The 12,405-nt window shown below is 67.9% G+C and carries 11 protein-coding genes; 5 read left to right on the top strand and 6 right to left on the bottom strand.

Going from position 1 to position 12,405, the window contains the following annotated elements; translation table 11 throughout:
• On the bottom strand, positions 1 to 1,070 hold a 1,070-nt coding region (locus tag Q8R60_10670), incomplete at its 3' end, for a M1 family aminopeptidase (GenBank protein ID MDP3712929.1).
• Positions 1,071 to 1,265: 195 nt separating this feature from the next.
• Between Q8R60_10670 and Q8R60_10665 the strand changes: the two genes are divergently transcribed.
• Complete coding sequence (locus tag Q8R60_10665; GenBank protein ID MDP3712928.1) at positions 1,266 to 1,913, top strand: OmpW family outer membrane protein; 648 nt, start codon at positions 1,266 to 1,268, stop codon at positions 1,911 to 1,913.
• 4 nt (positions 1,914 to 1,917) lie between these two features.
• Here Q8R60_10665 and Q8R60_10660 read toward each other — a convergent pair whose 3' ends face one another.
• A complete protein-coding gene (locus Q8R60_10660; protein MDP3712927.1) occupies positions 1,918 to 2,493 on the bottom strand; it encodes a hypothetical protein in 576 nt (191 codons plus the stop codon).
• 143 nt (positions 2,494 to 2,636) lie between these two features.
• On the opposite strand from Q8R60_10660, the gene Q8R60_10655 reads away from it, so the two are divergent.
• Both Q8R60_10655 and Q8R60_10650 read left to right on the top strand, forming a co-directional pair.
• Entirely contained in the window at positions 2,637 to 3,758 is a 1,122-nt protein-coding gene (locus Q8R60_10655; protein MDP3712926.1) for an acyl-CoA dehydrogenase family protein, read from the top strand.
• Between the two features lie 13 nt (positions 3,759 to 3,771).
• Positions 3,772 to 4,998, top strand: a complete 1,227-nt coding sequence (locus tag Q8R60_10650; protein ID MDP3712925.1) for an acyl-CoA dehydrogenase family protein — start codon at positions 3,772 to 3,774, stop codon at positions 4,996 to 4,998.
• On the opposite strand, the gene Q8R60_10645 is transcribed toward Q8R60_10650, so the two are convergent.
• Both Q8R60_10645 and Q8R60_10640 read right to left on the bottom strand, forming a co-directional pair.
• Positions 4,995 to 6,215: a glycosyltransferase gene (locus Q8R60_10645; GenBank protein ID MDP3712924.1), complete on the bottom strand. Its 1,221-nt coding sequence runs from the start codon at positions 6,213 to 6,215 to the stop codon at positions 4,995 to 4,997. The genes Q8R60_10650 and Q8R60_10645 overlap by 4 nt on opposite strands.
• A gap of 101 nt (positions 6,216 to 6,316) precedes the next feature.
• Positions 6,317 to 8,023: a VWA domain-containing protein gene (locus Q8R60_10640; protein MDP3712923.1), complete on the bottom strand. Its 1,707-nt coding sequence runs from the start codon at positions 8,021 to 8,023 to the stop codon at positions 6,317 to 6,319.
• Between the two features lie 280 nt (positions 8,024 to 8,303).
• Here Q8R60_10640 and Q8R60_10635 point away from each other — a divergent pair, with 280 nt between their 5' ends.
• Together Q8R60_10635 and Q8R60_10630 are read left to right on the top strand one after the other, a co-directional pair.
• Positions 8,304 to 9,767: a tetratricopeptide repeat protein gene (locus Q8R60_10635; protein ID MDP3712922.1), complete on the top strand. Its 1,464-nt coding sequence runs from the start codon at positions 8,304 to 8,306 to the stop codon at positions 9,765 to 9,767.
• Positions 9,764 to 11,233: a right-handed parallel beta-helix repeat-containing protein gene (locus Q8R60_10630; GenBank protein MDP3712921.1), complete on the top strand. Its 1,470-nt coding sequence runs from the start codon at positions 9,764 to 9,766 to the stop codon at positions 11,231 to 11,233. The genes Q8R60_10635 and Q8R60_10630 overlap by 4 nt, the downstream gene beginning before the upstream one ends.
• On the opposite strand, the gene Q8R60_10625 is transcribed toward Q8R60_10630, so the two are convergent.
• On the bottom strand, positions 11,227 to 11,838 hold the full coding sequence (locus Q8R60_10625) for an amidase family protein (GenBank protein ID MDP3712920.1): 612 nt from the start codon (positions 11,836 to 11,838) through the stop codon (positions 11,227 to 11,229). The genes Q8R60_10630 and Q8R60_10625 overlap by 7 nt on opposite strands.
• 125 nt (positions 11,839 to 11,963) lie before the next feature.
• Positions 11,964 to 12,146, bottom strand: coding sequence for a CsbD family protein (locus Q8R60_10620; GenBank protein ID MDP3712919.1), 183 nt, complete (start codon positions 12,144 to 12,146; stop codon positions 11,964 to 11,966).
• Positions 12,147 to 12,405: the final 259 nt, after the last annotated feature.

Here is a 12,405-nt window from a genome sequence, read left to right as displayed (position 1 = left end):
TCGGAGAACTGCCGGGCGCGCAGGGTCTTCACGTCCTTGATGCGCTGGACCGCCTCGCCGCGCATGTCGGCCGAGAAGCTCTGGTCGCGGAAGACGGTCAAGCCCTCCTTCAGGCACAGCTGGAACCAGTCGCGGCAGGTGATGCGGTCGCCAGTCCAGTTGTGGAAGTACTCGTGGGCCACGACGCTTTCGATGCGCTCATAGTCGAGGTCCGTGGCGGTCGCCGGGTCGGCCAGCAGCAGGGAGGAGTTGAAGATGTTCAGCCCCTTGTTCTCCATGGCCCCGAAGTTGAAGTCGCGCACGGCGACGATCATGAACAGGTCCAGGTCGTATTCGCGGCCGAACACCTCCTCGTCCCACTTCATCGAGCGCTTCAGCGCGTCCATGGCGTAGGCGGCCCTGTCGGACATGCCGGGGTCGACATAGATCTTCAGGTCGACGGTGCGGCCGCTCATGGTCACCAGCTTGTCGGCCAGTTCGTCCAACTCGCCGGCCACCAGGGCGAACAGATAGGCGGGCTTGGGGAAGGGGTCGTTCCAGACGGCGTAGTGACGGCCGCCGGGCATGACGCCGGATTCCATCAGGTTGCCGTTGGAGAGCAGGCGGTGGAAAGCCTTGTCGGCCTCGACCCGCACGGTGAAGCGCGACAGTACGTCGGGGCGGTCGGCGAACCAGGTGATCTTGCGGAAGCCCTCGGCCTCGCACTGGGTGCAGAAGCGGCCGCCGGACATGTAGAGCCCGTCGAGGGCCTTGTTGGCCTCCGGGTCGATCTCGACCTCGGTTTCCAGCACGAAGCTGTCGGGGACATTGGGCACGGTCAGGTATTCGGCGTCGATGGTGCGCTCACTCTCGTCCAGCACCTTGCCGTCCACGGCCACCGAGATCGGCTTGAGCCGTTCGCCATTCAGCACCAGGGGCTCGGTATGCTCGCCGTTGCGGGTGATCGACAGGCGCGCCTTCACCCGGGTGGCGTCGGGCGCCAGGTCGAAGACCAACTCGGTCGTGTCGATCCGGAAAGCGGGCGGGCGATAGTCGGTGAGCCGGATGGGCTGGGGAGTCTCTGTGCGCATCCCCAAGGATTTAGGCCATCCCGGTCGCCAGGGCGAGCGCCGCGGCTGCGAAAGTCGCGCCGACCGCCGTGTCCCCTGCGCAACGCACAATAGGCGTCAAACGGTTGTTTGAGTTTTGTCAAAGCTGAGCTTGCGAGATGGCGCGATGTCCCCGCCAGCACGGCGCTCCCTCCGTGCCTTGAGGGGAAAAAGAAGATGAAAGTCACCACCTACGCCCTGGCCCTTGGCGCGGCGCTCGCCCTGGCCGGAACCGCCCAGGCCCAGGACTTCCAGGTCAAGGAAAAGGGTCTCCTGATGCTGAACGTCCGCGCCACGGCGATCTCGCCGACGGCCGACGACGCCATCACCACCGCCGCCGGCGCGCCCACCGGCCTGCACGTCGATGTCAAGGACGACTACAAGCCGTCGCTGGGCCTGTCCTACTTCCTCACCGACCACGTCGCGGTCGAGGTGATCGCCACCACCAGCCAGCACACCATCAAGGCGCAGGGGCCAGGAACCGACGTCACCGTGCACAAGACCTGGGTCCTGCCGCCGGTGGTCTCGCTGCAGTATCATTTCGCACCGACCGCCAAGGTCAGCCCCTATGTGGGCGCCGGCGTGAACTACATGCTGTTCCACAGCGGCAAGGATCAGAACGGCTTCAAGGTGAAGCTGGACGACGGCTTCGGCTACGCCCTGCAGGCCGGCGTCGATGTCGCCGTCAAGGGACCGTGGAGCGCCAACGTCGACGTCAAGAAGGTGTTCTTCGAGACCGACGCCAAGATCAATGGCGGCGCGCTGAAGTCCAAGGTGAAGCTTGACCCCTGGGTGCTCTCGGTGGGCTTCGGCTACAAGTTCTAGCCCGCTACTCGGCGGCGTGGGGAGCCGATTCAGCTATCGGCTCATCCACGCTGGCCGGGACCTCCTTGAGGTACTGGTCGATCTTCATCGCCTGCTCGGCGAGGCGCTGCAACTCGGGGGGCGCGCCAGGAGTCTCCTCGATCACCGCCATCAGGCCCCGGGCGACGAACAGCAGGCGGGTTGACGAGGCGATCAGCCGGGCCTGGAACTCGATCTTGTGAGGATCGCGGTCGTACTCGGCGCCCGGTGTGCGCCAGCCGCCCCAATCATTGGCGTCGGTGACCACCACCGGGTAGCTGCCAGGATAGGGGTGGTGGCGGCAGTTTTCCGGCGTCTGCCACTTGTTGCGGGCGCGCAGCAGCCGCCAGTTGGCGCCGTCCTCGGCCAATGTGTCGTCGGGCTCCTGCTCGGGCTTCAGCTCGTGGGCCTGGAAGTCGCGGCCCAGGCCGACGTCGTAGGTGACCCGCACGGGCTCGTCGAAGCCGCGCGCCCAGACCGGCACCAACTTCTCGATGACCGCCCAGGCGCCAACGCTCTCGACCCAGACGCGCTGGTTCTTCTGGAATATCGCCTTGGCCATCCGCACGCCCTTCGAGCTCGCCCACAGGGTCCGCATAAGACCCTGAAATCCTTGACGCGAGGTCAATCTTTCCACGGCCCGCGAGGCGCGTATGTTGACGCGCGAGGAAACTTCAACCGGCCGAAATCGGCGGATGGGCGAGCATGAATTTCGATTTTTCGGACGACCAAAAATTCCTGAAGGCCGAGGCGCGCAAGTTCCTGGAGGCCAACTGCCCCACCAGCCGCGCCCGGGGCGTCCTGGAAGACAGCGCCGCAGGCTATGACGCGGCCCTCTGGAGATCGGTGGCCGCCCAGGGCTGGCTGGGGGCGGCGATCCCCGAGGAATTCGGCGGCCTGGGTCTTGGTCACCTGGAACTCTGCGTAATCGCCGAGGAGCTGGGACGTGCGGTCGCGCCGATCCCGTTCGCCTCCACCGTCTACTTCCTGGCCGAGGCCGTGATGTTGGCCGGCAGCCAGGAGCAGAAGGCCGACCTGCTGCCCAGGATCGCCGCCGGCGAGATCATCGGGGCCATCGCGACCTCGGAAGGCCCCGGCGCGACGACGGCGGCCACGCTGCAGTCGACCGTCACTGAGGGCAAGCTCACCGGGGTGAAGATCCCGGTCACCGATGGCGGCATCGCCGACGTGGCGCTCGTCCTGGCGAAGGAGGGCGGCAAGCCGGGCCTGTTCCTGGTGGAGCTGACCGGCGAGGGTGTCACCCGCGAGGCGGTGAAGACGCTCGATCCCACCCGCGACGCCGCCAAGCTGACCTTCAAGGACGCCCCGGCTCGCCGCTTGGGCGCCGGGGGCGCCGGCTTGGAGCTAGTGGAGCAGATCTTCGACCGGGCTGCGGTCCTCATCGCCTTCGAGCAATGCGGCGGATCGGACCGCTGTCTGGAGATGGCCAAGGAATATGCGCTCGAGCGCTACGCCTTCGGTCGGGTCATCGCCTCGTACCAGGCCATCAAGCACAAGCTGGCCGACATGTACGTCAAGAACGAGCTGGCGCGATCCAACGCTTACTACGGGGCCTGGGCGCTCAACACCAATGCGCCCGAGCTGCCGGTGGCGGCCAGCGCCGCCCGCATCGCAGCGTCAGAAGCCTATTGGTTCGCCTCGAAGGAAAATATCCAGACCCACGGCGGCATCGGCTTCACCTGGGAGATGGACTGTCACCTGTTCTACCGCCGTTCGCGTCAGCTCAGCCTGGTGGCCGGCGCGCCCCGGGTCTGGAAAGAACGCCTCGTCAGCCATCTCGAACGCCGCAACGCGGCGGCCGCCTAAGGGACCTCGGATCATGGATTTCAACGACAGCCCCGACGAAGCCGCCTATCGCCAGCAGGTCCGCGACTGGCTCGACGCCAACGCCCCCAAGGCCCGCATCGCCGGTGACCCCGAGGGTGGCGACGGCCTTGCCGCCTCTAAGGCCTGGCAGGCCAAGAAGGCCGAAGCCGGCTACGCTTGCATCACCTGGCCCAAGGAGTGGGGCGGGCAGGGCGGAACCCCGGTGCAGAACGTCATCTTCAGCCAGGAGGAGGCCAGATACCCGATCCCAGGCAATCCGTTCCAGATCGGCCTGGGGATGTGCGTCCCCACGGTGATGACTTTCGCCGACGAGGAGACCAAGAAGCGCTTTGTCGGCCCCGCCCTGCGTGGCGAGGAGATCTGGAGCCAGCTGTTCTCGGAACCCTCCGGCGGCTCGGACGTCGCCGCCTCGCGGACCAAGGCTGAACGCGCCCCGGACGGCTCAGGAGACTGGATCATCTCGGGCCAGAAGGTGTGGACGACCGGCGCCCAGTTCTCGGACTTCGGGATCGTCATCACCCGAACCAGCCCGGACAAGCCCAAGCACAAGGGGCTGACCATGTTCTGGATCGACATGAAGGACCCCGGCGTCGAGGTGAAGCCCATCCACCAGATGTCGGGTGGGTCGGGATTCAACGAGGTGTTCTTCACCGACGTCCGGGTCAAGGACAGCCAACGGCTGGGGGCTGTCGACGAGGGCTGGAAGGTCAGCCTGGTGACCCTGATGAACGAGCGGCTGGCGGTGGGCGGTCAGACCGGAGCCGGGTGGCGACAATTCATGGAGGCGGCGCGCAATACGCCCGGCCTTGATGGCGGCTCGGCCCTGCAGGACGGGGCGCTGCGGGAGAAGCTGGCGGACTGGTACGTCCAGGCCGAGGGCCTGAAACACACCCGCAACCGAACGATGACGGCGCTGTCGCGGGGGCAGACGCCGGGGCCGGAGAGTTCGATCGGCAAGATCATCTCGGCGGTTCAGATGCAGGAACTCGGCAATACAGCCATCGAGATGCTGGATCAGTACGGCATCATTGACGATCCGGAACTGGCCTCCTTGAACGGCGCCTTCCACTTCTCGCTGATGTTCGGGCCGGGCCTTCGCATCGCCGGCGGCACCGACGAAATCCTGCGCAACATCATCGCCGAGCGGGTGCTGGGCCTGCCGGGTGACATCCGGGTCGACAAGGACGTGCCCTTCAAGGACATGCCCACCGGCCGTTAGGCGCGCCAGGCGAGGGTTTGCGGCGCCGCGGAGTTCATCACCAGCTCGCCATAGAGCCGGGTAAGGCCTTCGAAGGTCCGCTCCCAACTATGGCGCAGCTCTGCGCGGGCGCGGGCGGCGGCCGACAGCGCGCCCAGGTCGCGGGCGAACAGAGCTTCGATGGCGTCGGCGAGGCCGCCTGGATCGACGTCGTAGGCGAGCTGGCCGACCTCGTTGTCGATCAACTCGGAGACGCCCCCGCGCGAGGGGCCCACCACCGGCAGGCCGGCGGCCAAGGCCTCCAGGATCACCAGGCCGAAGGGCTCGTTCTCGTTGGCGTGGACGCAGGCGTCGCAACTGGCGATCAGGCTGGCCAGAGCGACCGGGTCGGACTCGTAGTCCAGGCTGATGACCCGGGGCGAGATGCGCACATCCTTGCCCGCGCCCACGAGGACCAAGTGGTAGGGCTCGCCCAGGCGCTCGACGGCGCAGACGATGGACTCGATGTTCTTCTCCCGCGCGGGGCGGCCGGCGAAGACCAGGATGCGGGCGTCCCAGGGCAGGCCCAGGCGTTTGCGCAGGCCGCCGGGATCGGCTCTCCGAGGGTGGAAGAGCTCGGTGTCCACGCCAAGCATCTGGACGCTCACCTTTTCCACGCCGGCCTCGGCCAGACGCAGGGCCATGTGGCGGCTGGGCGCCACCACGCGGTCGAAGCGATGATAGATGTCGGCCCAGCGCTTCATCGCCGGAGCCTGCGCCCATTCACCGAAGTGCAGGGCGGCGAGCGCCGCGGCGTCTGTGTGGCAGAAGCCCACGACCGGGACGCCCAGCGCCTCGCCAGCGTCGAGGGCCGCATGACCGGGCACGAAGATGTCGCCGGCTTCGATGATATCGGGCGCCAGCATCCGCAGCACCGTCTCCCACTTCGCCGTGCTGGCCGGCATGCGATAGCCGTCGCCGAAGGGCAGGCGCGCGGCGGCGACCGTGACCACGCCGGGTTCGGCCAGTCCGGTCGTTGCGCCCGGCGTCACCAGGGTGTGGCGAATGTCGGGACGGCGTTTGGCCAGCCATGCCTGCTTGGCGCCCAGGTACCGCTTCACCCCGCCGGAGCGCGGCGCGTACATCATGGTGGTGTCAATTAGGTGGAAGCCCACCCGGCCAGGAGCGCCGAAATAGGGCGCCTCGGAAGGGTCCAGGCGGATCAGGTTGTCCTGGTCTGGAGCGGTGACGTCGTACAAGCGAGCGCCCTTGTCTTGAGGTGGTTCTCGTCAGGCAACGAACGGCGCGACTGTTTGTTGCGGCCGCGCCGGTGTCGAAGGACGAACTCAGTGCGGCCGTCTTAGTTTCCCGATTCGTTGACGGTTTTTGTCTCCCCGGCGGCGCGCGCCAATTGCACGAACTCCGCTCTCAGGCCGTAGGGGTCTGACCCACGGGCGGTCTGGGCCAGGTCGCCCACCGCCTTCCAGCCGAAGTCGGGCGACAGCCAGGGATCGCCGCGCAGCTTCTGGCCAAACCCGGCGACGGCGAGCGCCCAGCGGGTCGCCTCGGGCGCGTCGAGAACCCGAGCATAGGTGTCGCCGACGCCGATCGGCCGTTCGATCAGTCTGGAGGTCTGACCGCCCGGCAGCTTGTAGCGGACTTTCAGGAAGGCGATCTCGCCACCGGACGCGGCGCGAGGCCCCGAGGCGCCGTAGCGAAGGGGGTCGCTGGAAGGCCGGGCCCCGGCCGGCGTCACCTCATAGAGCGCGGTGACCGACGTGCCGGAGCCCACCTCGCCGGCGTCCACTCGGTCATTGTTGAAGTCCTCGCGGTTCAACAGCCGGGTCTCGTAGCCGATCAGCCGGTACTCGCTGACCGCCCTGGGGTTGAACTCCACCTGAATCTTCACGTCGTCGGCGATGGGGAACAGCGAGCCGGAGAAGTCGTCGCGGAAACTCTTGCGCGCCTCGTTCAGGGTGTCGATGTAGCCGGCGGTCCCGTTGCCGTTCTGAGCCAGGGCCTGCATCAGGGTGTCGTTGTAGTTGCCCTGGCCCAGACCGTAGACAGAGAGGTAGACCCCGCTCTTGCGCTTGGCGGCGACGAAGTCGGTGAGCTTGGCGGGGTCGGCGACGCCGACATTGAAGTCGCCGTCAGTCATCAGGATCACCCGGTTGACCGCCTTGGCGTCGAAGTTCTGCACCGCCAGGTCATAGGCCAGGGCCAAGCCTTGGCCGCCGGCGGTGGAACCCCCGGATTCCAGGGCGCCGAGCGCGCAGCGCATCTTCAGCTTCTCCCGCCCGCTGGTCGGGGCCAGCACAGCCCCCGCCGAGCCAGCATAGGCCACCATGGAGACCCGGTCCTGGGGGCGGAGCTGGTCCACCAGCAGGTTCAGGGCCTTCCGCGCCAGGGGCAGCTTGTTCTCGGCCGACATGGAGCCGGACGTGTCGATCAGGAACACCAGGTTGAGCGGCGGCTCCTGGGCGCGAGGGATGTCGTAGCCCTGCAGGCCGATGTGGACGATCTGGCGGTCGGTCGACCAGGGGGAGGGGGTCACCGCGACGAAGGGTTTGAAGGGGACCTGGGCGTCGGTGGGCTTTGCGTAGCCATAGTCGAAATAGTTGATCAGTTCCTCGACCCGCACCGCGTGACGGGGCGGGCTCTGGCCGTCATTCAGGAACCGACGGACGTTGGCGTAGGCGGCGGTGTCCACATCCACCGAGAAGGTGGAGACCGGCTCCTGGGCCGTCTGCTTGATCGGGTTGGCCTGGGCGTTGGGGTAGCGTTCGGTATTGACCTCGCCAGGCATGGGGCCGGGCCGATAGACGGCGGCGGGCAACATCTCCTGCATAGGAGCGGCCCTGGCGGCCGGATAGGGCGTGGGCGGGGGCGGCGGGGGCGGCGCCATGGCCATCGAGGGTGCGTACATCACGCCGCCGCCAATGCGGCCGCGTCGACTGTAAGAATCACGCCGATCATCGGCCTTGGGGAAGCCCAGGGCCTCGCAGGCGGCAGGTGTGGGCGCCCCGTCTCGAATCGCCGGGGCGGCCATCGGAGCGGCGGGCGCCACTCCGGACGCCAAAACTGTAAGCAAGCAAAGCGAGACGCGACTTAAGTTCCGTGCAGCGGCCATCGTTCTCAGCGCTCCGAATAAGTCCCTCAAGGCGCAGCTTGGCGCGCCATCTGCGGCGAAAACGCGACGAACTGACGGCCTGGCGGAGGCGGCGTTGTTCACTCGCCATTCAGGCGAGTCTTAACAGTTTGAAACGTCACCGTCCCAAGCTTGACAGGGGGGGGGGGCAAGACGCTAGTGGACAGTTCAACTATGGTTAACGCTTAAGGGGGAGCACATGGCCATTTTCCATGAAGCAGCCCTCGGCATGCGTCGCGTCGCCCGGGCGGGCCTGACCTTAGCGGTCCTGGCCGCCATCATCCCGCTCAGCGGCGGCTGCCAGCCCAAGGACAGTCCTGGCGGCGGCGGCCGAAGCGGCGGCTACGCCGTGGGCGGGCCAGCCTGCCCGCGCCCCCAGGCGGCTATCGGCGTGCAGCCGCAATTCAACGCCCAGGAACAGGAGATCCGCGCCCTCCGGCGTCAGGGGTTCCAGGGGGATTTCTTCGCGCAGATCGACCTGGCCCGGCGCTATTCCGGCCGTGACGCCCAGGAGAAGAACCTGGCCGATCCGGTGGAGTCCGCCGTCTGGTACGAGATGGCGCTGTCCAACCCCGACGGCTATGCGCCGATCGTCGCCGGCGTCGATCCCAAGAAGGGCAGCCGTGGCGGCGCGGGCAACAAGCTCAACGACTGCCGCGCGGCGGAACGCCGGGGCGCCTATCTGGCCCTCGACCGCATGCTCGACCGCATGAGTTCCGACGAGCGCCAGCAGGTGCGTGACCGAGTGATCTATGTGCTTTCCAGCCAGGGCGCCGCAGGCTTCCGCACCCTGGCGCGCCTGCACGACGCCGCCTTCGGTCCGTTCGGCGATCCGTCCGATGGCTCGCCGGTGGACGCCCGCGACCTGAACCAGGTCAAGCCGCCGGCCGCTGCGACCCTGTTCACCCGCAACGACGTCGACGTCTATCTGTACAACTACCTCGCCGCCCAGGACGGCGACGTCGCGGGCTATGTGATGCTGAAGGACTTCGAGAGGTCTTCGGCCGAGCGCGCCTCCCTGGGATCCGACGCCGAGGCCAAGGCGCGGCGCTGGGTGCCCCCTTACGAGTTCTATCCGCCCCAGGCGCCTGACAGCGGTGTGCCCCATTCCGACGAGGCGGCCACCCTGGGCGAGGCCGAGGGCGTGGCCCTGGCTCGTATCGATGAGCTGCCCTTCCAGCACGTGGGCGCGGCCCTGGCCTATCTGCAGGTGATCCCGCAACCGGTCGGGTCTCTGAGCCAGATTTCGCCCGGCGATGTCCAGACCTTCCAAGCCATGCTGGGACGTCCCACCACCGGGGTGTTCACCCCGCAGGAAAAGGTGCGCGCCATCCAGTACGCGGCGGTGAACGGATCGTCGCGGTCACAGCTGGCCCTGGCCGTCATGTACGCCGAGGGCGTGGGTGTGGCGCGGGACTATGCGCGCGCCTTCCACTGGTTCGCGGAGGCTGACCGGCAGGGTAGCGCCGAGGCCAAGTACGCCATGTCGACCTATTTCTCGCTTGGGGTCTCCGGCGTGGCCGACCAGGACAAGGCCGCGGCCGTCTCCTACCAGATCGACGCCGCCCTCGCGGGCTTCAAGCCGTCGGCCCAGCGCCTGCGCGAGGTGCTGGCCCAGGTAGCGCGCACGCCGCGCCGTCCCACAGAAGGAACCTATCGGTGATCGCAACCGCCCTTCGCCGCCTGGCGGGCCTTGGCGCCGCCGCAGCCTGCGTCCTCTGCCTGGGTGTGGCTGGCGAGGCCCAGGCCCTGCCGGACGCCAAGATCGATCAGCAGATCCGGCCGAACTTCGGCATCCTGCTGGCGCCGCCGCTGCGCCACACCTACCGCCCCAGCGCCTGGAAGCCCCGGCGCGGCCAAGGCGGCCACGGCTACGGCCATGGCTCCGGCTATCCTGGCGCCGGCGGCAGCCGTCGACCGCTCTATCTGGACTCCATCACCGTCGACTGCGCTGACGGCAGGGGCGGCGGTTCGCAGCTGGCCGACGCCATCTACAACCTCGCCGACAACGGGGTGCTCTACATCCGCTCGCGCGGCGGCGTTTGCCGCGAGACCCTGGAGATCGATCACCCGGTGATCATCGCCGGCGAGGGACCGCCCGCCTTCGGCAATGTCGGCTCCGGCGTCGCCAAGCTGAGCCCGCCCGATGGGGCCCCCTGCATCCGGATCGCGCCTGGCGTGAAGGGCGTGGAGATCCGCGACCTGGTGATCGAGGCCAACCAGGGCGGCCGCAGCGCCTGTATCGAGGCGCAGGACGCAGACGTGGCCCTGATCCGCTCGTCGGTCCGCTACCAGGGCGACGCCTCGGCGATCTTCGTCCAGGGCGGCAGCCTGATCATGCGCAACAGCGTCGTCGAGGCGCGCACCAATGACGCCGCCATCCTGGCCGACGGCGCGGCGGTGGACATTCTGCAGTCCAAAATCAGCGCCGACGTGCGTGGCCTGGACATCACGCCCGCCCCTGGTCAGAGCCGGCTGGTGCAGGTGGGGGTGACCTCTCCGGGACCCGGCCTGCCGGGTTCGACGGCCATCACGGTGCGTGACCAGCGCAGCGGCGCCGGAAGCCTGCTGATCGCCAACAGCGTCATTCGCAACTGGATCACCGGGGTCTATGTCGACCGGGGCGCCGAGGTGGAGCTGACCCGCAACCGTATCATTCGCGTGCGCCGCGGCGTGCTGTCGGACTACGGCAAGGTGCGCGTGCGCCAGAACGCCATCGCCGCCGATGAGTACGGCGCCTACTTCGCCGGCGGCCGCCCCGAGGTCGCGGGCAATCGCTTCATCGGCGCCGGTGTGAACTATGAGCGCGGCGTTGAGCCGATCACCGAGCCCAACTATGTCTATTCCCCGCAAGGTTGCGACTACCGCATGCCCCCCGGGGCCTATTGCCGGCCGATGATCGAGGCGCCCAGGGCGATCACCGACGAAAGCGGCTTCGACGCGTCAGGCCGCTATGGCTGGGAGGTCGACGGCTACGAACGCGGCTACGCTCGCGATGGCGCCCCAACCGCCTGGCCGCCGATCCCGCGGCGCAAGTCCAGGTTCGGCCGCCCGCCGCCGCCGCCGCCGGCCTATCCTTCGGGGGGCTATCCGAACGCGCCACCGCTGATGGGCGGGCCAGGCTATTGAAGATCGAAGGCTGGCGAGCCGTTGACCGTGGCGGGGAAGGTCGGGGCGCGCCGCGCCTTGGTCGCCTGTTCAAAGGCGTAGCCCAGGGAGAGCAGCCGGGCCTCTGACCAGGCGGTTCCCATGAAGGAAAGCCCCACCGGCAGGCCCTCCACCAAGCCCATGGGCAAGGTAAGGTGCGGATAGCCCGCTACGGCGGGCAGGGTGGAGGGTGAGCCCAGCCACCGGCCCCCGTTGATACGCTCCACCACCGAGGTGGGTCCGCCACTTTCCGCCACCAGCACCTCGACCCTGGCGTCGCTCAGCAGCTTGTCGATGCCCTGGCGACCCGCCAGCCGCTTGGCGTCGGCCTTGGCCTTCAGATAGGCCGGGTCGTCCAGGCCGGGCGACGCCTGGGCTTCCAGAAAGGTTTCCTGGCCGAACAGTGCGGTTTCACGGGGCTCGGCGGCATTGAAGGCGATTAGGTCGGCCAGGGTGCGGGTCTTGACCTGGGCGGGCGCGGTGGAGGCGAGGTAGGCGTTCACGCCCGCCTTGAACTCGACCCTCAGCACCAGGTCCTCCAGGTCGACGATCACCCTGCCCTCGGGGAGCGTGACCTCCACCAGCACCGCGCCGGTTGGCGGTTGACCAGACACGACGAGGGCCGCGCTCTCATCGAACGCGGCCCTGCCTGCGGTTCCGCCGATCCTGGGGGGAGGGGGAGCGAAACCTGTCTTTAAATTGGGTTGTCGGCCTACTTCTTCAAGACGTCGCGGGCGGCGTCCTTGAGGTTACCGACGCCCTTTTGAATCTTGCCGGCGGCGCGTTCGCCGGCGCCCTCGGCCTCCAAGCGTTCGTTGCCGGTCAGCTTGCCGGCGGCTTGTTTGATGGAACCGGAGGCGTCCTTGGCGGCGCCCTTGGCGATGTCCTTGTGCATGGCGATCTCCTGACTGATTGCGGCGGGGCGGGGGAACGCCCGTCGCCCTCTCTACGCATGGGCGCGGGAAGTTGTTCCCGTCAGCGCCGCCAGGTGCGCGCGGCCCTCGGTCTTCCGGCCGCTTCTAGCGGCGGAAGCAAGATGAGAGACGCCGATGTCGCCTACTGCAACGCTGGTCCTGAGGGATCGTCGCTCGCCGTTTCTCGGGTTCCACCGCGCCGACATTGCGCAAGACGCCCCCGACCGCTATCTCCGCACC

Source organism: Mycobacteriales bacterium (assembly GCA_030697205.1).
In the GTDB taxonomy this organism is placed as follows: Bacteria; Actinomycetota; Actinomycetes; order Mycobacteriales; family SCTD01; genus JAUYQP01.
This window is presented reverse-complemented; position numbering and strand designations above follow the sequence as displayed.